Origin of the sequence: Glaciihabitans sp. INWT7, from assembly GCF_014217685.1 — a bacterium.
GTDB lineage: Bacteria > Actinomycetota > Actinomycetes > Actinomycetales > Microbacteriaceae > Lacisediminihabitans.
This window is the reverse complement of the sequence record NZ_CP043653.1, coordinates 2995981-3019123: the sequence shown is the minus strand read 5'-3', so window position 1 is coordinate 3019123 and position 23143 is coordinate 2995981. Positions and strand designations below refer to the sequence as shown.

Here is a 23143-nt window from a genome sequence, read left to right as displayed (position 1 = left end):
GAGCCGGTGAAGCCGGCCATGCTTGACTTTCGCCTCTTGTAAGTGTTCAATCAGTCACATGTCCTCTCCACTCCTCCGGTCCCAAGCGGGAGCGCCCCGGTCCACCGCGGAAGACCAGCGCGCCCGCATCGTGGAACACGCACTCTCCGGCTTCTCGCCCGCGGGGTATCACGCAACGCCGGTGGCGGACATCGCGGCGGCGGCAGGGGTGTCTCCGGCCTACGTCTTCCGACTATTCCCCGGCAAGCTCGGCCTGTTCGTCGCGACGACCGACCACTGTTATGACCGGGTGGTGTCCGCGTTGCTCGTCGCCGGGGAGGCGTCCGGATCATCGAGGCCCGACGACATCCTCGAAGCGATGTCGGAGGCCTACGTGGAGCTCATCCGCAACCGCGACCTGATCATGCTGCAGGTGCATGCCCAGGCGGCGTGTGATGTCCCCGAGATTCGGGAGGCCGTGCAGCGGGGTATCGCGATGATAGTGCGACAGGTCTCCCGGGTGTCCGGTTCGGATCCGCTCGCGGTGCAGCGCTTCCTCGCCTACGGCCAGCTCTGTCACCTCATCGTGCAGGCCGACCTCGCCGAGGTGCGGGAGAGCTGGGCTGAGCTCATCACGGCCGGCATGAGCCACCCCTCCTGAGCCCTCGGCGATCCTCGTCGCGTCAATCTTTGCCCAAAAATGTGACTGAGCAGTCAATCACCTACGAATGGAGAACACGATGAATGTCACCCCCAACCCCCTCTCGACCGGCATCCGAGTGGTGCTCCCTGGCATTGTGGAGCCGGACGGCCTGCTGCTCGAGACCTTCGCGCCGGCATCTCCCGGTCGTGGCCAACTTCTCGTGAGGGTGGAAGCGACCGGGATCTCTTTCGCGGAGCAGTCCATGCGCCGCGGGCGCTATTTCGGGCAACCGGCCTTCCCCTTCGTGCCCGGCTACGACATCGTCGGCATCGTCTCAGAGCTGGGGGAGGGCGTGGACGAGGCGCTGCTCGGGCAGCGCGTCGCGACGATGACGAAGACCGGAGGATGGGCGACCCACGCGGTCGTCGCGGCGATCGACAGCGTCGTGGTGCCGCCCGGGATCGATCCGGAGGATGCCGAGACCGTCGTCGTCAACGGAGTGACGGCCTGGCAGATGCTCCACCGCAGCGCGCGGGTGAAGCCGGGTCAGACGATTCTCGTGCACGGCGCGAACGGCGGTGTGGGCGGCATCCTGATCCAGCTGGCGCAACGTGAAGGCATCCGTGTGATCGGTGGCGCATCACCCCGACACCACGATGCCCTTCGAGCGGCCGGGGTCGAGCCGGTCGACTACTCCGACCCGCGCCTTGCCGAGCGCGTGCGCGAACTGGCCCCCGGGGGAGTCGACGCGGTCTTCGACAACATCGGCGGCGAGATGGCGCGCGCCTCCTTCGACCTGCTCGCCCCCGGCGGCGCTCTCGTGTGTTACGCCCTGGTGGGGGTCATCGGCGCTTCCGGGGGATTGCTCAAGCCCTTCGCCTCTGCGCTCGGCAGAGTGCTGCTCTGGAACGCGCTGCCCAACCGACGCCGTGCGATGTTCTACGACCTCTGGGCGGGACACAAGACCCGTCCGGCCCGGTTCCGCCGGCACCTCGAAGCCGACCTCGCCCAGATGTTCTCCCTCCTTGCCGACGGCACGATCCAGGCCAACGTCGCCGCGCGTTTCCCGCTCGAGCAGGTGAGCACGGCCTTCGCCCTCGCCGAATCCCGCACGCTCAACGGCAAGGTGATCCTGCTGCCCTGAGCCGGACCGTGCCTACGATGGGTTGATGGGCACAGTCTCTCGACGTCACCTCTTCGCGTTGGCGGGGGTCGGCCTCGTCGCGTCCGGCTGCGCTCCGGTGACTCCGAATCCTTCCCCGAGCGCATCGGCGGGAGGACCGCCGGACTGGGCGGCGCTCGCCGGCAGCGTCGGCGGCACCCTCTCCCGGCCGGGCGATGCGACCTACGACACGGTGAGGCTCACCGAGAACCCGCGCTGGGACACGGCTCGACCTCTCGCGGTGCTCTCGGCAGAGACCGCATCGGATGTCGCGGTCGCGATCGGGTTCGCCGCGCGCTACCGCGTGCCCATCTCCCTGCGCTCCGGCGGGCATAGCTACCCCGGCTATTCCGCCGGCGGGGCACCCGGCACCGGTGTGAAACCATCCCTGGTGATCGACACCAGACGGATGGCGCAGGTCGAGCTCGCCGCCGACAACACGGTGCGGGTGGGCGTCGGCGCATCCCTCGCCGCCCTGTATGACGCCATCGGCTCGAAGGGCCGAGCCATCGCGGCGGGCTCCTGCGCCACCGTCGGCATCGCCGGGCTCACCCTGGGCGGAGGCGTCGGGGTGCTGGTGCGGGCCTACGGCCTCACCTGCGATTCCCTCGTCGGCGTCGAGATAGTCACCGCGGACGGCACCGTGCATTCCGCCGACGCCTCGACCGACCCTGATCTCTTCTGGGCGAGCCGCGGCGGCGGGGGTGGCCACGTCGGTGTGGTCACCGCTCTCACCTTCGCGACCAGACCGGCGCCGGATGTGACGATGTTCAGCCTGGGTTGGCACTTCGCGGAGGCCTCCGCGGTGATCCGGGCCTGGCAGGACTGGGCGCCGACCGCCGACCCCAAGCTGTGGTCGACCCTCAAGCTGCTCAACGGCGCGCGGTACCCCACGGAACCCGGAGTCTTCGTCTCCGGCACCTGGATCGGTGATCCGAGCGACCTCGACGGCCAGCTTCAATCCTTCCTCACCGCGGCGGGCACACCGAAGTCGAGGGGTTCTTCCACGCACGAGTACCGCGACGCCATGATGATCTACGCGGGATGCGGCTCGTCTCCCGCCTCCGCCTGCACGACAGGATCGGGCGGCATGCTCAGCCGCGAGTCTTTCGCCGGTACCTCGCACGTGGCCACGACGAGGCTGGATGCGGCGGGGATCCAGACCGTGATCGACACGGTGAAGAGCGCGAAGTCCGTGCCGGGGATGATCGAGGGCGGCGTCTCCCTTGACGCCCTGGGCGGCACGGTGCAGGACATCGCGGCCGACGCCACCGCGTTCCCGCACCGGGACGCGCTGATGACCGTGCAGTACACGGCCACTTTCACCGACGGTGCGGACCCCGATCCTCCGTCGCGCTGGGTGCGGGGGTTCCGCACCGCCCTCCTGCCCCAGTGGGGCACGGCAGCCTATGTCAATTATGCGGACGCCGACATCGCCGATCCCAGCGCCTCCTACTTCGGGGCAAACGCCGAGCGACTGGAGAAGATCGCCCGCCAGTACGACCCGAACGGGCTCTTCACCCAGCCGCAGCCCTGGTAGGAGGGTCGGTCACGCGGACCGCCGCCACCCAGCGGGGTAGCGATCTCGCGAGAGAAACCCCTCACCGCCGGTCCTCCACAGATGCAGCACCCGGACAGTGTGCCCACGATCGCTCAGGCGCGTCCGGCCTCTTCACGCTGTGAGCGCTTGTACGCCTTGACCGCCTTGACGCGGGCATTCTCCTCGTTGACCTCCGCGTGGGTCGCGCGCTCGCGCACCAGCCAGGCCGGTGGCTGCTGAAGTAGAGCGGAGATCTCGTCTGTGGTGAGCGGCTCGGTGACTTCGCCGCGGGTGAGCCCGGCATTGGAGACGCCGAGCTTGTGCGCGACCACGGGGCGCGGGTGCGGGCCCGACTTGCGCAGCTCGACCAGCCATTCCGGCGGATCGGCGATCATCCGGTTGAGCTGCTCCCGGGAGACGGGCTCGGCCTGGAAGGATTCGGGCGTGGCCGGGAGGTAGATCCCGAGTTTCTGGGCCGCCGTCGCGGGTTTCATGGTCTGGGGGGATTTCGCCGGGGTCATGCGCCCAGCGTAGCCTGAGACCCCTGCAGCGCTCAGCCCGGGGTGCAGTGGAACCGAGGGGAGAAGTGCATGGACGAGGTTCCCACGGCCTTCACAATCGCCTTCGTTGCCGGAGTCACGCTCACCCGTTGGACTCGCGCCTGGCAGGAGAGGCAGCGTCGCATCCCCCTCGCTTTTCTGTCGACGGATGCCGCGAACCAGGTGACCGCCTTGCACGAGGGTCTCGCCGACGTCAGTTTCGTGCGGCTTCCCGTCGACAGGCAGGGCCTGAGCATCATCCCCCTCTACGACGAGGTGGCGGTCGTGATCGTGCCGAAGGAGCATCCGTTCGCTGACGAGGACAGTGTTTCTCTCCTCGACCTCGCGGGAGAGGAACGGGTCGCCGATTCGCTCTCGCCGGAGGATGCCGTGGAGCTCGTGGCCGCCGGGGGTGGAATCGTGGTTCTGCCGCAGTCGATCGCCCGGCTCCATGCCCGTAAGGACGTGGTCGCGCGCCCCGTGACCGACGCAGAGGTCACGACGATCGCGATCGCCTGGCTCGAGGAACACACGACCCCCGAGGTGGAGGAGTTCGTCGGAATCGTCCGCGGCCGCACCGCTGCCAGTTCCCGGGCGGTCCCCACCCCCAAGACGGAAAAGCCGCGCAAGGTCCTGCCGGTCAAACCTCGAACGGCTCAACGTGGCCGCCCCCGCAAGCCCCGGGGGCGATGAGCCCGCCGATGGTTAGCATGGCGGTGTGACAGCACTCTCCGCTTGGCGTCGGATCCCGATCGCGAAAATCGCGACCGGCGTGATCCTCGCGCTCGCCGTCCTGGCAGCGGCAGATCTGGGCTTCACCGCGTTGGCCGTGGTGCTGTCCACCGTCGACCCGAAGATCGGCCTGATCGGCGACGCCGGTGCGCTGCTCAGCTATTTCACGTTCTACCCGAGTGTGCTGGTCGCCGCCCTCACCCTGCTGGCCGGCGCGCTCATCGCCTGGCGCAATCCGGACCTCACCCGGCTGGGCATCGCGGTGGTGATCACGGGCATCCTCTCGGCCGCCTTCGTCGCCGTGGCATTGCTGCCCCACGCTTTGGGCTGGGGCTCGTCAGACCGCGGCGCGATTGCGCCGCCACGACACGATCCCGGCGATGATCGCTCCGAGGATGAAAGCCCCACCGATCACGTAGGCGGCCGACTTGACCGCGGGGATGCTCGCGGCGAAGTAGCCGGTCACCGTGAGAAGCACACCCCAGACGAGAGCGCCGACCAGATTCGCCGCCACGAATTTGAGGTAGTCCATCCGGGCGATCCCGGCGATCGGCGGCACGAGCACTCGCCCCCACGGGATGAACCGCCCCACGACGACCGCCCACCAGCCGAGGTCGGTGTAGAACTTCTCCGCGCGTCGGATGCTGCGCTGAACCCAGGCGCCGGTGCGCCGGTCGAGGTAGGGCCTTCCGTAGTGGCGGCCGAGGAGGAAGCCCACCTGGTCACCGAGGAAAGCGGCGATGCCCACGCCGATGGCCAGCACCCAGATGTTGATGCCGCTGTGTCCGGCGGAGAGGATGCCCGCGGCGAAGAGGAGGGAATCCCCGGTGATGAAGGGGATGAAGACACCGACGAAGAGCCCGGTGCCCGCGAAGACGAGCCCCCAGACGATCAGGTAGAAGACGATCGGACCGAACAGGTCGAGCCAGCTCGAGACCTGGCCATCGAGAGCGGCGAGTCGGAGCATCCGGTGTCCTTCAGTGATCGCCGTGGGTAAGGGGAGGAGGGGTGTCAGGCCTCTGGGTCGCTCGGAACATCGTCGGTCTCGCTCGCACCAGCGCCCCGCTCGGCGAGTGCGGCAGCGCGCTCGGCGAGGCGGCGCTGCACGTCGGACTGGGCTGACGCGATCACCTCGGGGGCCAGGTAGGGGTTCTCGTGCGTGTTGGTGCCGTGGTACTTCGCGATGTAGGCGTCGAGTTGCGGCCCGGACTCCCAGGAGGTGATGAGGCAGTACCGAGGCTCCGGCCCCTTGTGCCACACCGCGTGCCAGAAGCGTTGGGTGTCGACGATGATCTGGGCGCCCGCGGGCAGCGCGATCCGCACCTCGTTGGTGGGGTCGAAACGATCCTCACGCAGCGTCATGAATGATTCGGCATCGTCGGTGAGGTTGAAGAACCCGCGAACGATCCATCCGGAGCCGTCGGGATTGAGCCGGTTGTTGTCGTCCTGGTGGAGGTTGTAGAGCGTGTCGGAATAGACGTTGGGCTGAAGTTCGATCACGCGGCACCGGCCGACGTTGGCGCCGGGCTCGGTGGCCCTTGCGGTGAGACGGGGAGCCTTCGCGACCTGGGAATCGATCCAGACCCCGTCTTTATCGGTGCGCGGCGGGGTGTGGTTCCAGAATCCGTTGACCTCGATGTCTCCGAACGCGCTGGCGAGGGGGGCGAACCGGGTGACGCCGGAGGACTTCCAGTCGACGAACTCGAGATCCATCCACTCCCGGGGGTCGGCGGCCTGGTCGTACGCATCGAGGATGACGTAGCCCTTTTCGTCGAGGAGGGCGGACTTCACGTAGCTCATCTGAAATGAACCCCTTCGTTAAGGGAGCCAGCACGTTTTAACAGGCCCAACTTAGGCAACCCTAACATCCCGGTTCGAGGCACTCCGGGTCTTAAGTCCCGAAATTCGGACCCTCCGGATTGCGGGGAGCTTAGGATCGATCTCACCATGACGGACACCTCCACCGGCGGCAGGTTCGACCCCCGCTTCAACCCCGCCTTCCAGCCCGGCTACGACCCCGCCGTTCACGAGGGGCCGACGGTCGCCGCCGGGCGTGCCCCGGTGCCCGAGCTGGTCGAGCATCCGCTGCCCCCGGTGGCGCCGGTCTCGGGGGAGATTCCCGCGCAACTGCCTGATGACGACCTGATGCCCCCCACCCGACGCTTCGACCCCTACCTCGCCGCGCTCTGGACCCTCAGTGTCGCGTTCGTCGCGGCCGGACTGCTGACCGTCCGTTACATCGCCGACCGGATGGATCGCCTGAACACCACCGGCGGTGGCAGTGCATTCGACTACAACCTGGTGCTCGTCTACACGATCGCCGCACCGCTCCTGGTGATCTTGGGACTCGCGACGGCGACGGCGACCCTGTTCGTGCTGGCGGCCCGTCGCCGCTGACTCGGTCTAGCTGGGTTCCGCCGGGTTGGTGACGGGCGGAATCACCGGGGCGGCCGGCGCCGGGGTGGGAATGCTCGAGCTGCGGTACGCCTTGCGGATCACGCTGAACGCGCCGAGGGTTCCGAGCGCGACGGCGAAGAGCAGGTTGAGAAGGTTGGCATTCAGCAGCAGGCCGAAGTCCGCGTTGAAGTTGGGCCAGAACAGAGGATCGAGCACCGCCGCGAAGGGATTGAGTCCGAGTTGTTCACCGGCGAACTTCGCATAGTCGGACACGAGGCCGAAGTAGAAACTGAGCAGGATCGTCACGAGAACGATTCCCGCGATTACCAGCGCCCCGACCCGCGAAACCAGCCCTCCAGAGCCCTTGCGGTAGAGCCAAGCGGCGAAAGCGGCCACCGCGAAAGCGACTATCGCGGAGACGAATCCGATGCTCCAGATGACTACCCAGAGCACGATCCCGAGCGGCACGGCGACCGCCGCGAACATTCCGCCTCTGACGACGTTCTCCGGCACCGGCACTGCTGCCGCCTCTGATGGCGGCGTGAAAGACATGGACATTGTTCCCCCCAAGGAAGTGATGATTTCCTTACCCTAGTGGTGTGATGAGATCATGTCACCTCTGGCAGCTCGGGCACCAATAGGTGTCCCGCAGCTGCAGTGACGTCTCGCCGAGTGCGCCGCGCTCGATTCGGGTTCCACACCGCAGGCAGGGCTTGCCCTCGCGGCGATAGACCCAGTCCGTCTCCCCGCGCAGCGAGCCGGTCGTGGTGCGGTCGACCCGGTCTTTGTTGGCGTCGATGAGCCGGTGAGCCAGGCCAACCAGTTTCGCGGGGTTCTCGATATCTCCGACGGGCCGGGTGGGAAGGGCACCGCTGAGAAAGCAGAGTTCGTTCCGGTAGACGTTGCCGAGTCCGGCCATCACGCGCTGGTCGAGCAGGGCGAGGCCCACCGCGCGGGCCGGGTCGGCGGTGAGGCGAAGGAGCGCCTCATCCGCGTTCCAGTCTGCTCCGAGCAGATCGGGCCCGAGATAGCCGACAACACTCGCCTCGTCGTCGCGAGCCACCACATCGAGGGTGCCGAGCTCGAACCCCACGGCGACCCATTCGACGGTGGCAAGCACGGCGCGCGCCTGCCAGGCGGGTCGCCGCCACTTCGTGCCGTGACGGTAGACGTGCCACGATCCCTCCATCTTGAGATGGCTGTGGATGCTGCGCGCGCCCACCCTGATCAGCAGGTGCTTGCCCCGGCTCACCACGCCCTCGACAACCTCTCCGGTCAGATCCAGCGTCGCGAAGGCAGGCACACGGATGTCGCAGCGCTTGAGTTCGCCGCCCGCCAACGCCGCATTCAGGTTCACCGCGGTGCGGTAGACGGTATCGCCCTCTGGCACGTCAGCGTCCTGTCATTCGTATGGCCGAGGTTGTCATCCGCGTAACCGGAGTCCCTGAGGCGTCGCGCTGAAGCCCGCATCGACAAGGGCGTCACCGAGCGTCGTACCGATCACGAAGTCACCGTTCACCCGCTCGACCCTGAGCCGACCGCCCGAGCGACGGATGACCGAAGCGAGCGACTGCGCAGCCGCCGTCACGGCGCGGGCGTCTTCCGTGAACGTGAGCATCGTCTTGCCCCCGCGCTCCACATACAGGGTGAGCACACCGTCGACGATCACCACCAGCGCACCCGCCTTACGCCCGGGGCGGTGACCGCGCTTGGAGTCGTCTGCTCCCTCCACGACCGGGGCAGCCGGCCAGGCGAGCGCGGCACCGTAGGCGTTCGCCGGGTCGGTCGCGGCCAGCGTTATGGCTACGGGAGCGCGCTCGGAGTCGGGTTCACGGGCGAAGGAACGCAGCCTGTCGACAGTCGCCCCGGTGGCGAACTGGGCGGCGCCGAGCCCCTCGACGAAATAGCCACGACGAGCACGGCCGGTCTCCTCAAAACCGCTGAGCACGCGGTAGGCGAGGGAGAATCCGCCGCGAATGCCCTCGCTCACCACCGCACCACGGGTGACGACGCCGTAGCGCTCGAGCAGCAGCTCCGCTGTCGCGACGCCGCGCACCGTCGCATCCGCTTCCGCAAGCGGAAGCAGGGACCAGCGCCCGGCGGCGCTCGGTGGCCCGCCGACGCTCGGCATGCTGGGCCGAGCCCGTCCACGGTAGGCGCGCGACCGCGGAACCGTCCGAGCTTTGGTGGTCGTGCCCCCGAGATAGGAGCGCAAGGGGGAGAGGGTGTCGTTGGTCACCAGTCCCGACCAGACGAGATCCCACAGAGCGGCGAGCAGCGCGGTGTCATCGGTGCTTCCGACGGCGTTGGAGAGCTGACGGAAGAAGTACGCGCCGCCGCCGGTGAGGCTCGCCAGGATCGAGCGCTGCAATTCGGTGGTCTCGGCGCCGGTGGCTTCGGGAAGGGTGAGGCCCGCGCTGTCGGTCAGGTGAAGGCTGAGCCAGCCGTCGTTGCCGGGCAGTGCGCCACCTCCCGACCAGATGACCTCACCCGAAGCCGTGAGCTCGTCGAGCATGACCGGCGAGTAGTCCTTCACCCGGGCGGGAAGCACCAGCGACTCCCACGCGGATGCCGGCAGCGCGACCCCGGCGAGTTGGTCGATCACCGCGGCAAGGCCGTCGACCCCGCGCAGCGGCTCGTCAATGTGCTGCCATGAGGGGAGGAACCTACCGAGAGTCGCGGCATCCACCGGTTCGACCTCGTGGCGGAGGGCGGCGAGAGAGCGGCTGCGCAGCCGTCGAAGCACCTCGACATCGCACCACTCGCTGCCGGTCGCACCCGGACGGAACTCGCCCTCGACCACGCGCCGCTGGCCGGCGAGGCTGCGAAGTGCCGTGAGCACGACAGCCGTGCCGAGGCCGAGACGGTCGGCGACGGCGGTGACGGTGAACGGGGCGTGGGTGCGGGCGAAGCGACTCACGAGATCCCCGAGAGGGTCGTCCACCGGCTCGATGAAGGCGGAGGGGATGCCGATGGGCAAGGGGGTTCCGAGCGCGTCACGCAGGCGCGCAGCATCCTCGATGATGGCCCAGCGCTCGCTGCCGGCGCGCCAGATCCGGTTGGAGCGGGCGAGGCCCGCCAGCGCCGTGTCGAGAGTCGCGCCGACCAGTCCGCTTTCGGGGTCGAGACGGAGCACGATCTCGGCTTCGTTCAGTGGACCGAGCATGCGCAACAGGTCGACGATGCCCTCCGCGTCGCGAGCTCGCCGGTCGGACGCGAGCCTCTGCAGTTCGAGCTCGAGCTGTTCGATGACCGCGGGGTCGAGCAGCTCGCGCAGCTCGGCGCGGCCGAGCAACTCGGCAAGCAGCGTCGGGTCGAGCGAGAGGGCAGCGGCACGGCGTTCGGCGAGGGGCGAATCTCCCTCGTACATGAAGGCCGCGACATAGCCGAACAGCAGCGAACGGGCGAAGGGCGATGCCTGCTCCGTCTCCGTCTCGATGATCCGGATGCGTCGACTCTCGATCTGTTCGGCGAGCTCGGTGAGCGCCGGGAGGTCGTACACGTCTTGCAGCACCTCGCGCACCGCCTCGAGCACGATGGGAAAACTCGGGTACTTGCGCGCGACATCCAACAACTGTGAAGCCCGCTGGCGCTGCTGCCAGAGCGGGGACCGCCGCCCAGGGTTGTAGCGGGGCAACAGGAGTGCCCGGGCTGCGCACTCGCGGAACCGGGAGGCGAACAGCGCCGAACCCCCCACCTCCTCTGTGACGATGTCGCGCAGTTCGGCGGGTTCGAACACGAAGAGTTCCGCACCGGGTGGCTCGCTCTCGGTGTCGGGGATGCGCAGAATGACTCCGTCGTCACTCGCCATAGCGGCGCCATCGAGACCGAAGCGCTCGCGGATACGCGCTCCGATCGCGAGCGCCCACGGCGCGTGAACTTGCATGCCGTACGGGGAATGGAGGATGACCCGCCAGTCGCCGAGCTCGTCACGGAAACGCTCGACGACCAGGGTGCGGTCGCTCGGCACCTGGCCGGTCGCCTTCTTCTGGTCGTCGATGAAGGCGACGAGGTTGTTGACCGCTCGATAGTCGAGCCCTCCGAGCACGGCGCGGGTGCGGGCATCCGTCGTCGAGCCGTTCGCGATCTCCCGCGTGAATTCCCCGATCGCGCGACCGAGCTCGGCGGGGCGGCCGATGCCGTCGCCCTTCCAGAACGGCACCTTGCCCGGTTGACCGAACGCCGGGCTCACGATCACGCGGTCGTGGGTGATGTCCTCGATGCGCCAACTGGTGGCCCCGAGTGCGAAGACGTCGCCGACGCGCGATTCGTAGACCATCTCCTCGTCGAGCTCACCGACTCGCGCTGGCGCCCGATCCCCGGTGCCCGAGCCCACCATGAAGACGCCGAACAGACCGCGATCGGGGATGGTGCCGCCAGAGGTCACCGCGAGACGCTGGGCTCCCGGGCGACCCGTGATCGTGCCGCCGACACGGTCCCAGACGATGCGCGGGCGCAGTTCCGCGAACTCGTCGGAGGGATACAGCCCACTGAGCAGGTCGAGCGTCGCGTCGAAGGCCGAGCGCGGCAGGCTGGCAAAGGGTGCGCTGCGTCGCACGGTGTCGAACCACTCGTCGACATCGAGCGAGTCGAGGGCCACGGCGGCCACCGTCTGCTGGGCGAGCACGTCGAGGGGATTCTGCGGGATGCGCATCGCCTCGATGAGGCCGGCCGACATCCGTTCGCTCGCGACCGCGGAGTGGATGAGGTCGGCCCGGTGCTTCGGGAAGATGATGCCCCGCGACACTTCGCCGACCTGGTGCCCGGCGCGCCCGACGCGCTGGAGGCCGCTCGCGACGCTGGGCGGGGATTCGACCTGGATCACGAGGTCGACCTCGCCCATATCGATACCGAGTTCGAGGGAACTCGTCGCGACCACGCAGCGCAGTCGACCGGACTTGAGGTCGTCTTCGATCAGGGCGCGCTGCTCTTTCGACACCGAGCCGTGGTGCGCGCGGGCCAACAGTTCTGCCGGCTGGGTGGGGCGCTCCGGCGCCGGGATCGCGCTCGCGGGTTCGACACTGGCGGGGGTCTCGATACGATCGCTGGCGCTCGCTACCCGACCGGCGGGCTCCAGCTCCCTCTCCTCAACGCGGAGCGTGTAGATCTCATTGAGTCGCGCGGTCAGCCGCTCGGCGAGCCGGCGGGAATTCGCGAAGACGATCGTGGACCGGTGCTCGAGGATGCGATCGACGATCTGTTCCTCGACGTGCGGCCAGATCGAACCCTGAACGGCCTCCGTCGATGCCGCCGCAGATCCCTCCCGCACCGCCGGAGCCGTGCCCAGTTCGGTCATGTCTTCCACCGGCACGACGACACTCAGGTCGAACTTCTTCGTCGAGGGGGGAGCGACGATCGTCACGGGTGCGCCACCGGCGAGGAATCGGGCCACCTCTTCCCGGGGGCGCACTGTCGCCGAGAGCCCGATCCGCTGGGCCGGCTTGTCGAGAAGCAGGTCGAGCCGTTCGAGCGAGAGGGCGAGGTGGGCGCCGCGTTTGGTCGAGGCGACGGCATGAACCTCGTCGATGATCACCGTCTCCACGCCCCTGAGGGTCTCCCGGGCGGAGGCCGTCAGCATGAGGTAGAGCGACTCCGGGGTCGTGATCAGGATGTCTGGGGGCAGACGTTGCAACAGCCGGCGATCGCCAGAGGTGGTGTCGCCGGAACGCACACCGACGGTCACCTCGGGAGGAGACATCCCGAGTCGCTTCGCGGTCTGGGTGACGCCAACGAGCGGGGCGCGCAGGTTGCGCTCGACGTCGACGGCGAGGGCCTTCAGCGGGGAGATATAGAGCACTCGGGTGCGGAGGTTGCGGTCATCGGGAGCGGGCGTCGTGGCCAGTCGGTCGATCGCCCACAGGAAAGCCGCGAGGGTCTTCCCCGAGCCGGTCGGCGCCACGACGAGGGCGTTCGCGCCGGCGGTGATCGCCTCCCAGGCGCCCAGCTGCGCCGGAGTGGGCGCGGGGAACGCCCCCGAGAACCAGTCTCGGGTCGCCGGGGAGAATCGCCCGAGCACATCGCTCATGCTCCTATCCTCCCCGAACCCGCTGACAGTTGCGGATTGTCACGAGGCTCCGACACTGCCGAGGCGCACCCGCCTCGACGATACGGTGGTCTCATGAACTTCGACTTCTACACCAACCAGATGTCGCAGCAGCAATCGACCACCTCGAGCATCATCTCCCTGGTGTTCTATGTGCTTGCCGTCATCGCCCTGTGGCGAATCTTCGCCAAGGCCGGCCGCCCCGGTTGGCTGGCGATCATTCCGATCATCAACGTGATCGTGCTCGTGCAGGTCTCCGGGCATAGCGGATGGTCGGTTCTGCTGTTCCTCATCCCCATCGTCGGCCTGGTGTGGACGATCGTCGTGGCCGTGCATCTCGCGCAGAGTTTCGGCAAGAGCGGTGCTTTCGGCGTCTTCCTGCTGTGGCTGTTCACGATCATCGGGTACCTGATCCTCGGCTTCGATTCGAGCACGTATCGCGATCGCCGGTCGTTCGCCGCCTAGGCGTGCTGGGTCGCCAGTCATGCGGTGGGTCGCGGAGGGGTGACAATGGAGCATGAGCTCCGTAGGCACACCTGACCCGAATTCCGGCTGGCTGTCCGATGAGGAGCTCGCAGAGACGCGACGACGGCTTCCCCTGCTCTACGTGGAAGCGGTGCCCGTGCGGGTGGACGGCGTCGGCCAGGTCACCCAGGTCGGTATCCTGCTGCGCGCCAACTCCGCCGGCGCGATCACGCGCACGCTCGTCTCCGGCCGAGTGATGTACGGCGAAAGCCTGCGTGATGCGCTGTTCCGCCATCTCGAGAAGGATCTCGGCCCCATGGCGTTTCCGCTGCTGCCCTCGAGCCCCATCCCGTTCTCGGTCGCGGAGTACTTCCCCTTTCCGGGATCGCAGTTCACCGATGACCGCCAGCACGCGGTGTCCCTCGCGTACGTCGTGCCGGTGACAGGCACTTGCGACCCACGGCAGGACGCCCTCGAGCTCACCTGGATGACCCCGCAGGAGGCGGCATCAGACGCGGTCTCCGCCGAGATGGAGGGCGGTCGCGGCGCTCTCGTTCGCGCGGCCCTCGCCTCGGTCGGCCGCCTGTACTGACGGCAGAGCTCCGCTGGTCCGGGTGACACTGGCACCCGAACACATGAGCGCACGGGACAGTCTGCGGCGCGGAGGGCGGCTCGGCCCCTGCGAGCGAAAAAAGAGGGCCCCCACACCGGAGTGTGAGGGCCCATCTCAGATCGTGCGGTTAGCGACCGCCGCCGCCACTACGGCGACGTCCGCCGCCCTGTGACATGCCGACGAGTCCGCCGCCGGAACCGGCACGGCCGGCACCGGATGATGCGCCGCCGCGCGGGGCGCCGCCCGAGCGAGGGGCGCCGGATGACGCACTCTCGCCGCTTGCCGTGCTGTAGAAGTTGCGCGAGCCACCGGCTGCCGGTGCGCCGTCGCGGTTGGCGCGCTTGCGCTGGGCGTTCGCGCCCTGCGAACCGCCCTGAGAGCGACCCTGTCCGGCGGAGCGTCCACCCTGCGACTGACGCTGCCCGCCCGAGCGGGCGCGGGGAGCACCCTGAACCTGAGCGGCGGCCCGCGGAGCGGGCTTGACCCAGGCTGCGACGTCTCCCACGAGGGCGGTGACGGCGGCCGACTCGGCCGAGACCTGCTGCGGGGTGACGGTGATCTCCGCCTTCTTGAGCAGGGCGGCGGTGTCTCGACGCTGGGTCGGGAGCACGATCGTGACGACCTCGCCCTCCTTGCCGGCGCGGGCGGTGCGGCCCGAGCGGTGCAGGTAGGCCTTGTGCTCGGCCGGCGGGTCGACATGGATCACGAGTTCGATGTCGTCCACGTGAACGCCGCGGGCGGCGACATCCGTCGCCACGAGCACCCGGGTGTCACCGGCGGCGAAGGACGCGAGGTTGCGGTCGCGCTGCACCTGGGAGAGGTTGCCGTGCAGATCGACGGAGGGGATGCCCGCGTCGGTGAGCTGCTTTGCCAGCTTCTTGGCGTGGTGTTTGGTGCGCATGAAGAGGATGCGGCGACCGGTGCCGGAGGCGAGCTTCTTGATCAGTTCGTTCTTCGCTTCGACCGAGTCGACCTCGAACACGTGATGTGTCATGGCACTGACATGTGAGGTCGCTTCGTCGACCGAGTGCAGCACCTCGTTGTGGAGGTACTTGTTCACGAGGCGATCGACTCCGTTGTCCAGGGTCGCGCTGAACAGCATGCGCTGCCCGGACTGGGGGGTCTTGTCCATGATGCGGGTGACTACCGGGAGGAAGCCGAGGTCTGCCATGTGGTCGGCCTCGTCGAGGATCGAGATCTCGACGGCATCCAGCGAGACGAAGCCCTGCTTCATGAGGTCTTCGAGGCGGCCGGGGCAGGCGACGACGATGTCGACACCGGCCTTGAGCGCAGCGACCTGGCGCTGCTGCGAGACGCCTCCGAAGATGGTGACGGACTTGAGCCCGTAGACATCCGCGAGTGGGGTGAGCGCAACCGTGATCTGGGTGGCGAGTTCGCGCGTCGGAGCGAGGATGAGGGCGAGCGGGCGTCCCGGGCGGCGCTGGCCGCCGGAGAGCTTGGCTCCGAGGCGGGCGATCATCGGGATGGCGAACGCGAGTGTCTTACCGCTGCCGGTCTTGCCGCGGCCGAGAACGTCGCGCCCGGAGAGAGTGTCAGGAAGGGTGTCGACCTGGATGGGGAACGGGGAGTCGATCCCCTGCGCGGCCAGGGCCGCGACGAGTGGTGCCGGCACGCCGAGCGCGCCGAAGGAGGAGGTTGATTCAGACATGGTGGAGCTTTCGGATAGAACCACACGCCGGAGATCGAGATTGTTGACACCCGGGTGTGAAGTGGCGAGAGCGACGATGGCCGCAATCGATCGCCGCAGAAAGTATCTACAACCCGTTCGCGATGGTGATGCGACGGGGAGAAGAGGGAGCGTTCAACGACGCAGGGAGACCATCGTGGTCTCGCAAGTGCTACAAGCCTAGCAGGTGGGTTCAGTGCACGCCGGAATAGCGCTCGCCGACGGGGATCTCCACCGCCACGCGGTTGCCGGCCTGGGCGAGCGGGCAAGCCCACGCCGGGTCGTAGGCGCACGAGGGGTTGTAGGCGAAATTGAAGTCGAGCACCAGGGAGTCCGGCGCGCGGCCGGGCCCCAGATCCGCTCCCTTGATGGTGTCGAGGAGGTAGCGCCCGCCTCCGTAGGTGCCCCCGGCGAGCCCGGCAAGGGCGTCCTTCACCGGGAGGAAGATGCCGCCGCCGTAGCTGCCGAGTCTCCAGACGTCGAGGGAGCCGACCCCCGGAACGTCGGCTCGCCCGATGAGCTCGAAGGGCACGACGCCGTCGGTGCCCGTCTCGAAGTCCATGTGCCGCGGCTCGACCGGGGTCAGGGCGACCTCGAACCGCCAATCCGGGTCGTAGGGCTTCACCGGAAGTCCCGTGAACACGGCGAGGTCCTCCGGAAGCAGCGGGGAGGACGGATGTTCGGCGAAGAGCCGATCCCGTTCGCGCCGCCACAGGTCGTGGGCAGCGAAGAGGTCGGTCGCGGCGCGCACCTCCGCGTAGAGGGCGAAGACCCGGCGACGCCAGTCGGCCACGTCGAACGCGGTGATCGTCATGCTCAGCCGACCCATCTGCTTGTCGCACCGATGATCGCGGACCCGTCGAGGTCGGCGAGCTTCGGCGCAATGAAATTGCGGGCGGTCTCCGAGGTCTGGACCCGGAATGCCGGGGACTCGGCGAGCAGGGTCGCCACGATGGCGGCCGCGGCGTCTGCAGAGGTCTGAGCTGTGCTGAACGCTCCCGCGGTGCGCTCGAGGTAGTTGCCGAGGGCCGTGCCGTATGGCCCGGCCGCCTCGATCAGTGCGGGCACATCGATGCCGACGTTGGAGATGAACTCACTTCCGACGGCACCCGGTTCGATCACCGTAACGCGAACCCCCACAGCACCTGCCACGGGAGCCAGTGCCTCCATGAATCCCTCGACGGCGAACTTCGCCGCGCAGTACGCCTCGTTGAATGGCTGGCCGACGACCCCGCCGACACTCGTCACCGTCACGACACGGCCGGCGGACGCGCGCAGATGCGGCATGGCGGCCTTGGTCATCGCGACGACCCCGAAGAAGTTCACCTCCATCGTGGAACGCACCTCGTCGATGCTCTCGAGCTCGATGGTGCCGACGTGTCCGGCGCCGGCGTTGTTCACCAGGGCGTCGATCGAACCGTGATGGGCGACGACCTCGGCGATACAGGAGGCTATGGACCCGGCATCCGTCACGTCGAGGCGGCGGATGTCGATGCTCACGTCGGCGCTCGCCGCTGCCGCGCGGAGTGCATCCGCCTTGCCGAGGTCGCGCATTGTCGCGACGACCGTGTGGCCGGCGACCGCGGCCTGCACGGCGGTCTCGAGGCCGATACCTGAGGAGGTACCGGTGATCAGGGTCACAGTCATGAGCGGGGGGCCTTCCAGGTGGGTGCGAGAGAACGGATACGGGCACCGCGCCACTGCCAGAACGCCCAATACCCCAGCCAGAGGAGGGGCGTGAGGGAACCGGCTTCGAAGACCAGCTGGTCGCGGTAGAGCGTGCGGCCGCCAGGCGCGGGAGCGATGGCGATCGAGTGCTGCCATTTCGTCACGAGGGCGAGCGGGCCACTGAGCCCGCGGCCGGTGTCCACCTGCACGCGCACGTCGTCGTCGCGCTCGGGATAGGAGATGCCGATCACCTGGTCTCCGACGGGCACGAAGCCGAAGCTCGAGATCTTCACCGGATGCTCGCCGGCCGACCACGACACGGGAAAGCCGGCGGGTTCGAGGGACTCGAAGGTGGAGAACGGAGCCGAGACCTGCTGCATGCCCCGGGGGGAACGCACGGCGTCCCACGCGGCATCCGGAGTGCAGTCCAGCACGAGCTTGAGGAGGATTCGCATCGCTCAAGTCTGCCACCGGCGCCTGAGGGAATTCAGGTTGCGTGCGTAGCGTTGTGCTCGTTACCCACCCATCGCCTCCAGGAGGAATCATGACCCAGGCAATTCTCAACGGCGTCGTCATTGCCGACGCCCCGCAAGACGAACTCATCAAGATCGAGGGCAACTGGTACTTCCCCCCGTCGAGCGTGAAGAGCGAGTTCCTCGTCGACAGCGCGACGCCTTACACCTGCCCGTGGAAGGGCGCGTGCCAGTATTTCAGCGTGAAGGACGGCGACACCCTGCTCCAGGATCGTGCTTGGAGCTATCCGCACCCGTACGAGACCGCATTCGCGCGCACGGAAGGCAAGGACTTCAGCAACTACGTCGCCTTCTGGAAAGAGGTGAAGGTCGGCTAGTCCCGCTCACTTCTGCGGGGGAGCGACTTCGGAGGTGCGGGCCCGGTGGGCTCGCACCTTCGCCCTGTTGCCACAGCGCTGCATCGAGCACCAGCGGCGGTTGTTGGACCGTGATTCGTCGTAGAAGACGAGATCGCAGTCATCCGCTGCGCACTCGCGGATGCGGTCGCTCGGGTTGGCGGCGAACAGTTCCACCGCCTCCCTCGCGAGCACCGAAAGCGCCTGACTGGCCTTCGCGCGCGAGCGCCCGGCCTGGCGGGTGCCGCCGACCAGAGACGGAGCGATGTCCGGGGTCGCAGCGAAGAGGTTGATCACGTCGACGTCGTCCGAGGGGATCTCGGTGTCGCTGCTTCGGGCAAGAGCCGCGCGAGCGAGCGAACCGCGAAGCGCCCGTGCGTCGACGAGGTCGCGGTCGGTCGCCCCGTCGACCACTTCGGGAAATCGGCCGGTGAGCCACGCCGTGAGGTCGGACGCGGCATGAAGGGTCTCCCTGCCGGAGGTCATCGCCCCCGTGTAGGCGAAATCGATCGCCAGTGAGCCGGAGTCGAACCACCAGTCGCGGCCATCGCTCAGGGTCATCTCCTGGCCGGTCGGGCGGCCATCAGTCGTGAACATGTAACCAATGTAGCCGGTTACTAGACTGGCTCTCATGGAGGAGACAGCAATGACCGAAACGCCAGGAAAGAAGAAGGATGCCGGCTGGGACGTCGGCGTGAGGCAGGCCGTGCCGGCGCGCCTCCATGTCGCCTGGCAGTTCCTGATCGGCGAGGGCCTCCCCCTGTGGTTGGGCGAGACCACCCTGCCTCACGAGAAGGGCGAGACCTACCGCACGGCCGATGGCGTCGCCGGCGAGGTGCGAGCCTATGCGGAGAACGCCAAGGTGCGTCTCACCTGGCAGCCGGAGGACTGGCCCCACGAGACCACCCTCCAGGTCTCGGTGAAGGAGGCGGACGGCGGCACGACGATCGTCATCCACCACGACCGTCTTGCCGACCGGGAAGAGCGACGGATGATGCTCGGCCATTGGAAGAACGTCGCGGCGCACCTGGCGGCCGCCTTCGACCCCGACCGCTGATCCCTGCCCGGCAACGTGAAGCGGCGCGGTCAGCGCTGCCGCGCCACCTCGCGTTGCGTCCAGGCGATCGTGTGGGCGGCGTCGAAGCGCCGGGAACAGCGTCCGCAGGCGAGTGTGCGGGTGGGCCGCCGATACCGGTAGTGGAGGTGTCCCGCCGGGCAGGCTCCCACCCAGGGGGCTAGTTCGCTGGCGATCGCTCCGTCGTGCAAGCGGTTTCCCTCGTATCCGAGGTCTGCCGCGACGGTCTTCCAGCGCGGCCCATGACCGGCTCGGGTGCCGGCGATCGCGTGTGCGACCTCGTGCAGCAGCACCTGGTGGATCTCGTCGTCCTCATATCTCGAGGCGAGGTAGCGCGAGACACTGATGGTCTTCGAGGTGTAGTTGCAGAGTCCTGCCCGGGTCTTCGCGGAGTCGAAGGTGAAGCTCCAGGCGGGGTCGAGATGCAGGGCGATGAGGGCATCAGCCCACCGTCGCACCCGAAGAAGCTCAGCCAAATGCCGCTGCCTGTCGCGTGGCGACCTCCAGGGCGAAGCGCGCGGATTCGATCTCGGACACGGGCGCCTCGGATCCGGTGCGGATGTCGAGGGCGGCGGCGAATGCCTCCCGGGACTCCGTGTAACGCCCGAGGTCGAACAGCGCGGAACCCGAGAAGTAGGCCGCGGAGCCCTCGAGAGTCGCCCATTCTTCGAGGGCGGAGGTGGCCCGCACTGCCGTCATCTCGGCGAGAGCCCGGTCGAGTTCACCCTGGTACTGGAAGATGCGCGCTCGCCGCAGGCGAGCGGCGGTGAGTTGTTCACGATCTCCACTGAAGTGAGCGAGTCGAAAAGCCTGTTCGGCGGCCACGAGTGCCTCGCCGTGCCGACCGAGCAGACGCAGCAACTCGGCCTTCTCCCCGAGCGCAGCGGTGCTCCGCCCGTTGCCCAGTTCGGCGAGTCGGGATTCGACGAGGGCACGGTCGACGCGCTCTCGCAGGGTCTCGGGGTCGTAGCCGGTAATCATCCCTCTGAGATTAACCCGCGCGAGAGGCATCCAGTCGCACTTCCATGAGTTTGTCGTCGCCCTCGCCCGGTGTTCCGCGCCCGTCGGTGTTGTTGGTGAGTACCCAGAGCGAACCGTCCGGACCGGCAACGGCATCCCTCAGCCGTCCGAGATCACCGGTGAAATAGGGCAGCGCCGTCGTGGTGCTTCCCGGATTGATCGCCCACAGTCGTTCCCCCCGCAGCGCCGCCAGAAAGAAGGTTCCGCCCACGAAGGCGAGTCCGCTCGGGCTGGCGTCGGCGGTGGGCCACTGGTAGAGCGGATCGACGAACCCGCTCCTCGACCCGATTCCCTCCACGACCGGCCAGCCGTAGTTGCCGCCCGGCTCGATCCGGTTGAACTCGTCCCAGGTGTTCTGGCCGAATTCGGCGGCCCAGAGCTGCCCATCCGCGTCCCAGGCGATGCCCTGGGGGTTGCGGTGGCCGAGCGAATAGACGAGTGAGGCGCTCGTGGGGTTGTCCCTGGGCACGCCGCCGGTGGGCGTCATCCGCAGGATCTTTCCGTTGAGGGAGGCCGGATCCTGGGCGCGACTGGGCTGCCCGGCATCGCCGACGGTGGCGTAGAGCATGCCGTCCGGTCCGAAGGCGATACGACCGCCGTCGTGGTTGCCCGCCTTGGCGAGACCGGTGAGAATCGAGGTCGGCTCGCCGAGGCGGTAGGAGCCGGATGCGCCGGTCAGGGGCATCCGCACGATGCGGTTGTCCGTGGCGGTCGTGAGGTAGGCGTAGAGCCAGCGTCCCGGGCCAGACGACGCGGGATGCACCGCGAGGCCGAGTAGCCCGCCTTCGCCCGCATGCACCACTCCGGCAACGACACCGACGTCTCGCAGGGTGCCCGATGGCAGCCGTTCCACCACGGTGCCGGAATCCCGTTCACTGATCAGGGTCGAGTCGGAGTCCCCGAGGCGCACGACCGACCACGGCGATTCGAGCCCGGTCGCCAGCACCTTCGGCTCTCCGAGGGGTTGCACGCTGCTGGCCGGTGGGGGAGCGGAGGGGGCGGTCGATGAGATGTCGCTCGGCTCCGGCACCTCGGCGCAGCCCGCGAGCACGAGGAGCGAAGCCATGGCGAGTGGCAGTGAATGGCGCATCATCTCTCGAGTCTGAACCGACTCGCTGGCAATCTCACCTCAGTCGCGGTTGCCCACCTGGAAGATGTTCTTCGCCGGGGGAGGCGATTGCACCGCCGTGTCGTCGGTGACGATCGAGGCTCCCGCGATCCAGTTGCGCAGCTCGGCCCCTTCCACCACTTTGGAGGGATGCGGTCCGCTGGCCAGGAGTCGCGGCATCCAGTCCATCGGCAGCGGTGCGCGCGAGCCGACCATCACCACGTTTCCGAAGCGGCGACCCTTGAGGATCTGGGTCTCCGCGAGAGCGGCGACATGTCCGGTGGCGGCGAGCATGGTGGCGGCCTGGCCGCGCGCGAAGGCGAGTCCGGGGCCGTCAGCGACGTTCGCGACGACCACACCATCCGGCTTCAGCAGCGAGACGGCCTCACGATAGAACTCGAGACTCGTCACGTGGGCCGGCGTGCGGGCCCCGCTGAAGACATCCACGACCAGCAGGTCGACTTCGCCGCGGAGTCCGCTCGGGAGTTTGCCGAGCACCTCCCTCGCATCCCCGTGCCGCACCCGGATCGACGCGTTGCGCGGCAACGGCAGGTGAGCGCGAACGAGATCGACGAGGTCGGTCTCGATCTCGACGACCTGCTGGCGGGATCCCGGCCGGGTCGCTTCGATGTAGCGCGGAAGGGTGAATGCCCCGGCACCCAGGTGCAGGGCGGTGAGCGGTTCGCCCGGCATCCCGAGTTGGTCGATCACATGCCCGATGCGCTGGATGTATTCGAAGAACAGCTGACTCGGGTCCTCGAGGTTCACGTGCGACTGAGGGGTGCCATCGACTATGAGGGTGAAACTGCCCGGCACCCACCGATCGGGCTCGATCACCGCACGATAGCCGCTGAATTTGAGGATCGCGGAGGGATGTTCGGTCACCCCTCGACCCTGTCACACTCGCCGCGTCGGCGGGAGCGTGCCTCATTCGGGGAGCCCTTATTGGGGGGAATTGTCGAGATCCTCACTTTCGTATGAGAATGACTCTCGTAATCGAATCGACGCGGGGAATTCAATGAAGTTGTATGACGAGATCGGCGGAGACGCCGCTATCGCTGCAGTCGTGTCCGATTACTGGCACCGGGTCAGCACCGACGAGCTCCTCTCGCCCTGGTTCTCCACCATCGACAGCCGCCAACTGAGGTTCCATCTCCATGCCTATCTCACCGTCGCGCTCGACGGCCCGGAACTCTACAAGGGCAGGAGCATGCGTCATGCCCATGCGGGTCTCCGCGTCACCGGCGAGGCCTTCGACCTGCTGGTACTCAGGTTGGGGGAGTCCCTCGAGGCAGTGGGCGCCGCTCCCCAGAACATCCACCGGGTGAACGCCCGACTTTCGCAACTGCGTGCGGTGATCGTCGAAGTCGAGAGCTGAGTTCGTGGGTCGTGCCCGCTGCCGGAGCCATCGGTGGGCCCCCAGATCCGCCGCCCGAGCCCCCGAATTCGACAAATTGTGGTGTTTATACTCGCTTTTGTGAAATTGGTCAAGAATCGACTTGCACTTGTGACCAATTCCGGCCTATAATGGTTCTTTGCGCTCCCAGGAAATCTCTGCCTTCATATTGCGGTCGGCTGCGCTCGTTCACTTTCGAGCACACCCC

Annotated in this window: 25 protein-coding genes; 10 read left to right on the top strand and 15 right to left on the bottom strand. The window is 67.8% G+C overall.

Going from position 1 to position 23143, the window contains the following annotated elements; genetic code table 11:
• Nucleotides 1-58: 58 nt before the first annotated feature.
• The 3 genes from F1C58_RS14590 (at nucleotide 59) to F1C58_RS14580 (ending at nucleotide 3324) form a co-directional block, all read left to right on the top strand.
• Nucleotides 59-640 carry a TetR/AcrR family transcriptional regulator gene (locus tag F1C58_RS14590; RefSeq protein ID WP_185201773.1) on the top strand — a complete coding sequence of 194 codons (582 nt, stop codon included), beginning with the start codon at nucleotides 59-61 and terminating at the stop codon, nucleotides 638-640.
• Nucleotides 641-719: 79 nt separating this feature from the next.
• Nucleotides 720-1766 carry a medium chain dehydrogenase/reductase family protein gene (locus F1C58_RS14585; RefSeq protein ID WP_219731983.1) on the top strand — a complete coding sequence of 349 codons (1047 nt, stop codon included), beginning with the start codon at nucleotides 720-722 and terminating at the stop codon, nucleotides 1764-1766.
• A 25-nt stretch (nucleotides 1767-1791) separates the two neighbouring features.
• Nucleotides 1792-3324, top strand: a complete 1533-nt coding sequence (locus F1C58_RS14580; RefSeq protein WP_185201771.1) for an FAD-binding oxidoreductase — start codon at nucleotides 1792-1794, stop codon at nucleotides 3322-3324.
• 113 nt (nucleotides 3325-3437) lie between these two features.
• Here F1C58_RS14580 and F1C58_RS14575 read toward each other — a convergent pair whose 3' ends face one another.
• Nucleotides 3438-3845 carry a DUF5997 family protein gene (locus F1C58_RS14575; RefSeq protein ID WP_185201770.1) on the bottom strand — a complete coding sequence of 136 codons (408 nt, stop codon included), beginning with the start codon at nucleotides 3843-3845 and terminating at the stop codon, nucleotides 3438-3440.
• A 69-nt stretch (nucleotides 3846-3914) separates the two neighbouring features.
• Here F1C58_RS14575 and F1C58_RS14570 point away from each other — a divergent pair, with 69 nt between their 5' ends.
• Nucleotides 3915-4556 (top strand): LysR family substrate-binding domain-containing protein, encoded by a 642-nt coding sequence (locus tag F1C58_RS14570; protein ID WP_185201769.1) that lies wholly within the window; start codon nucleotides 3915-3917, stop codon nucleotides 4554-4556.
• 376 nt (nucleotides 4557-4932) lie between these two features.
• Here the strand turns inward: F1C58_RS14570 and F1C58_RS14565 are convergent, their stop codons facing one another.
• Together F1C58_RS14565 and F1C58_RS14560 are read right to left on the bottom strand one after the other, a co-directional pair.
• Nucleotides 4933-5562, bottom strand: a complete 630-nt coding sequence (locus F1C58_RS14565; RefSeq protein WP_185201768.1) for a DedA family protein — start codon at nucleotides 5560-5562, stop codon at nucleotides 4933-4935.
• A 44-nt stretch (nucleotides 5563-5606) separates the two neighbouring features.
• Nucleotides 5607-6395: a hypothetical protein gene (locus F1C58_RS14560; RefSeq protein ID WP_185201767.1), complete on the bottom strand. Its 789-nt coding sequence runs from the start codon at nucleotides 6393-6395 to the stop codon at nucleotides 5607-5609.
• 147 nt (nucleotides 6396-6542) lie between these two features.
• On the opposite strand from F1C58_RS14560, the gene F1C58_RS14555 reads away from it, so the two are divergent.
• Nucleotides 6543-6992: a hypothetical protein gene (locus tag F1C58_RS14555; RefSeq protein WP_185201766.1), complete on the top strand. Its 450-nt coding sequence runs from the start codon at nucleotides 6543-6545 to the stop codon at nucleotides 6990-6992.
• A gap of 6 nt (nucleotides 6993-6998) precedes the next feature.
• Here F1C58_RS14555 and F1C58_RS14550 read toward each other — a convergent pair whose 3' ends face one another.
• From F1C58_RS14550 to F1C58_RS14540, 3 genes are all read right to left on the bottom strand, one after another.
• Entirely contained in the window at nucleotides 6999-7544 is a 546-nt protein-coding gene (locus tag F1C58_RS14550; protein ID WP_185201765.1) for a hypothetical protein, read from the bottom strand.
• Between the two features lie 61 nt (nucleotides 7545-7605).
• Nucleotides 7606-8382, bottom strand: a complete 777-nt coding sequence (locus F1C58_RS14545) for an Fpg/Nei family DNA glycosylase (RefSeq protein WP_185201764.1) — start codon at nucleotides 8380-8382, stop codon at nucleotides 7606-7608.
• Nucleotides 8383-8415: 33 nt separating this feature from the next.
• Nucleotides 8416-13017 (bottom strand): ATP-dependent helicase, encoded by a 4602-nt coding sequence (locus F1C58_RS14540; RefSeq protein ID WP_185201763.1) that lies wholly within the window; start codon nucleotides 13015-13017, stop codon nucleotides 8416-8418.
• 93 nt (nucleotides 13018-13110) lie between these two features.
• Between F1C58_RS14540 and F1C58_RS14535 the strand changes: the two genes are divergently transcribed.
• Together F1C58_RS14535 and F1C58_RS14530 are read left to right on the top strand one after the other, a co-directional pair.
• Nucleotides 13111-13500 (top strand): DUF5684 domain-containing protein, encoded by a 390-nt coding sequence (locus F1C58_RS14535; RefSeq protein WP_185201762.1) that lies wholly within the window; start codon nucleotides 13111-13113, stop codon nucleotides 13498-13500.
• Nucleotides 13501-13552: 52 nt separating this feature from the next.
• Entirely contained in the window at nucleotides 13553-14092 is a 540-nt protein-coding gene (locus F1C58_RS14530) for an NUDIX hydrolase family protein (protein WP_185201761.1), read from the top strand.
• A 148-nt stretch (nucleotides 14093-14240) separates the two neighbouring features.
• On the opposite strand, the gene F1C58_RS14525 is transcribed toward F1C58_RS14530, so the two are convergent.
• From F1C58_RS14525 to F1C58_RS14510, 4 genes are all read right to left on the bottom strand, one after another.
• Entirely contained in the window at nucleotides 14241-15782 is a 1542-nt protein-coding gene (locus F1C58_RS14525) for a DEAD/DEAH box helicase (RefSeq protein ID WP_185201760.1), read from the bottom strand.
• Nucleotides 15783-15993: 211 nt separating this feature from the next.
• A complete protein-coding gene (locus tag F1C58_RS14520; RefSeq protein ID WP_255461136.1) occupies nucleotides 15994-16614 on the bottom strand; it encodes a DUF1684 domain-containing protein in 621 nt (206 codons plus the stop codon).
• A 2-nt stretch (nucleotides 16615-16616) separates the two neighbouring features.
• Nucleotides 16617-17447, bottom strand: coding sequence for an SDR family NAD(P)-dependent oxidoreductase (locus tag F1C58_RS14515; protein WP_185201758.1), 831 nt, complete (start codon nucleotides 17445-17447; stop codon nucleotides 16617-16619).
• Nucleotides 17444-17923 carry a hypothetical protein gene (locus F1C58_RS14510; RefSeq protein ID WP_185201757.1) on the bottom strand — a complete coding sequence of 160 codons (480 nt, stop codon included), beginning with the start codon at nucleotides 17921-17923 and terminating at the stop codon, nucleotides 17444-17446. Before F1C58_RS14510 ends, F1C58_RS14515 begins: the two co-directional genes overlap by 4 nt.
• Before the next feature lie 89 nt (nucleotides 17924-18012).
• On the opposite strand from F1C58_RS14510, the gene F1C58_RS14505 reads away from it, so the two are divergent.
• Complete coding sequence (locus F1C58_RS14505; protein ID WP_185201756.1) at nucleotides 18013-18318, top strand: DUF427 domain-containing protein; 306 nt, start codon at nucleotides 18013-18015, stop codon at nucleotides 18316-18318.
• A 6-nt stretch (nucleotides 18319-18324) separates the two neighbouring features.
• Here the strand turns inward: F1C58_RS14505 and F1C58_RS14500 are convergent, their stop codons facing one another.
• Nucleotides 18325-18933, bottom strand: coding sequence for a CGNR zinc finger domain-containing protein (locus tag F1C58_RS14500; protein ID WP_255461135.1), 609 nt, complete (start codon nucleotides 18931-18933; stop codon nucleotides 18325-18327).
• Between the two features lie 49 nt (nucleotides 18934-18982).
• On the opposite strand from F1C58_RS14500, the gene F1C58_RS14495 reads away from it, so the two are divergent.
• Entirely contained in the window at nucleotides 18983-19393 is a 411-nt protein-coding gene (locus tag F1C58_RS14495) for an SRPBCC domain-containing protein (RefSeq protein ID WP_185201755.1), read from the top strand.
• Between the two features lie 29 nt (nucleotides 19394-19422).
• On the opposite strand, the gene F1C58_RS14490 is transcribed toward F1C58_RS14495, so the two are convergent.
• Genes F1C58_RS14490 through F1C58_RS14475 form a run of 4 tightly spaced genes read right to left on the bottom strand, consistent with a single transcriptional unit; the run spans nucleotide 19423 to nucleotide 22424 of the window.
• A complete protein-coding gene (locus tag F1C58_RS14490) occupies nucleotides 19423-19887 on the bottom strand; it encodes a SprT-like domain-containing protein (RefSeq protein WP_185201754.1) in 465 nt (154 codons plus the stop codon).
• Complete coding sequence (locus tag F1C58_RS14485) at nucleotides 19880-20392, bottom strand: hypothetical protein (RefSeq protein WP_185201753.1); 513 nt, start codon at nucleotides 20390-20392, stop codon at nucleotides 19880-19882. Before F1C58_RS14485 ends, F1C58_RS14490 begins: the two co-directional genes overlap by 8 nt.
• Nucleotides 20393-20402: 10 nt before the next feature.
• Nucleotides 20403-21524: a sorbosone dehydrogenase family protein gene (locus F1C58_RS14480; RefSeq protein WP_185201752.1), complete on the bottom strand. Its 1122-nt coding sequence runs from the start codon at nucleotides 21522-21524 to the stop codon at nucleotides 20403-20405.
• A gap of 36 nt (nucleotides 21525-21560) precedes the next feature.
• On the bottom strand, nucleotides 21561-22424 hold the full coding sequence (locus tag F1C58_RS14475) for a spermidine synthase (RefSeq protein ID WP_185201751.1): 864 nt from the start codon (nucleotides 22422-22424) through the stop codon (nucleotides 21561-21563).
• 133 nt (nucleotides 22425-22557) lie between these two features.
• On the opposite strand from F1C58_RS14475, the gene F1C58_RS14470 reads away from it, so the two are divergent.
• Nucleotides 22558-22917, top strand: a complete 360-nt coding sequence (locus F1C58_RS14470) for a group 1 truncated hemoglobin (protein WP_185201750.1) — start codon at nucleotides 22558-22560, stop codon at nucleotides 22915-22917.
• Nucleotides 22918-23143 lie beyond the last annotated feature (226 nt).

Coding starts and splice junctions, on each gene's coding strand:
- F1C58_RS14590 (WP_185201773.1), top strand. CDS start 59: ATGTCCTCTCCACTCCTCCGGTCCCAAGCGGGAGCGCCCCGGTCCACC.
- F1C58_RS14585 (WP_219731983.1), top strand. CDS start 720: ATGAATGTCACCCCCAACCCCCTCTCGACCGGCATCCGAGTGGTGCTC.
- F1C58_RS14580 (WP_185201771.1), top strand. CDS start 1,792: ATGGGCACAGTCTCTCGACGTCACCTCTTCGCGTTGGCGGGGGTCGGC.
- F1C58_RS14575 (WP_185201770.1), bottom strand. CDS start 3,845: ATGACCCCGGCGAAATCCCCCCAGACCATGAAACCCGCGACGGCGGCC.
- F1C58_RS14570 (WP_185201769.1), top strand. CDS start 3,915: ATGGACGAGGTTCCCACGGCCTTCACAATCGCCTTCGTTGCCGGAGTC.
- F1C58_RS14565 (WP_185201768.1), bottom strand. CDS start 5,562: ATGCTCCGACTCGCCGCTCTCGATGGCCAGGTCTCGAGCTGGCTCGAC.
- F1C58_RS14560 (WP_185201767.1), bottom strand. CDS start 6,395: ATGAGCTACGTGAAGTCCGCCCTCCTCGACGAAAAGGGCTACGTCATC.
- F1C58_RS14555 (WP_185201766.1), top strand. CDS start 6,543: ATGACGGACACCTCCACCGGCGGCAGGTTCGACCCCCGCTTCAACCCC.
- F1C58_RS14550 (WP_185201765.1), bottom strand. CDS start 7,544: ATGTCTTTCACGCCGCCATCAGAGGCGGCAGCAGTGCCGGTGCCGGAG.
- F1C58_RS14540 (WP_185201763.1), bottom strand. CDS start 13,017: ATGAGCGATGTGCTCGGGCGATTCTCCCCGGCGACCCGAGACTGGTTC.
- F1C58_RS14535 (WP_185201762.1), top strand. CDS start 13,111: ATGAACTTCGACTTCTACACCAACCAGATGTCGCAGCAGCAATCGACC.
- F1C58_RS14530 (WP_185201761.1), top strand. CDS start 13,553: ATGAGCTCCGTAGGCACACCTGACCCGAATTCCGGCTGGCTGTCCGAT.
- F1C58_RS14525 (WP_185201760.1), bottom strand. CDS start 15,782: ATGTCTGAATCAACCTCCTCCTTCGGCGCGCTCGGCGTGCCGGCACCA.
- F1C58_RS14520 (WP_255461136.1), bottom strand. CDS start 16,614: ATGACGATCACCGCGTTCGACGTGGCCGACTGGCGTCGCCGGGTCTTC.
- F1C58_RS14515 (WP_185201758.1), bottom strand. CDS start 17,447: ATGACTGTGACCCTGATCACCGGTACCTCCTCAGGTATCGGCCTCGAG.
- F1C58_RS14510 (WP_185201757.1), bottom strand. CDS start 17,923: ATGCGAATCCTCCTCAAGCTCGTGCTGGACTGCACTCCGGATGCCGCG.
- F1C58_RS14505 (WP_185201756.1), top strand. CDS start 18,013: ATGACCCAGGCAATTCTCAACGGCGTCGTCATTGCCGACGCCCCGCAA.
- F1C58_RS14500 (WP_255461135.1), bottom strand. CDS start 18,933: ATGTTCACGACTGATGGCCGCCCGACCGGCCAGGAGATGACCCTGAGC.
- F1C58_RS14495 (WP_185201755.1), top strand. CDS start 18,983: ATGACCGAAACGCCAGGAAAGAAGAAGGATGCCGGCTGGGACGTCGGC.
- F1C58_RS14485 (WP_185201753.1), bottom strand. CDS start 20,392: ATGATTACCGGCTACGACCCCGAGACCCTGCGAGAGCGCGTCGACCGT.
- F1C58_RS14480 (WP_185201752.1), bottom strand. CDS start 21,524: ATGATGCGCCATTCACTGCCACTCGCCATGGCTTCGCTCCTCGTGCTC.
- F1C58_RS14470 (WP_185201750.1), top strand. CDS start 22,558: ATGAAGTTGTATGACGAGATCGGCGGAGACGCCGCTATCGCTGCAGTC.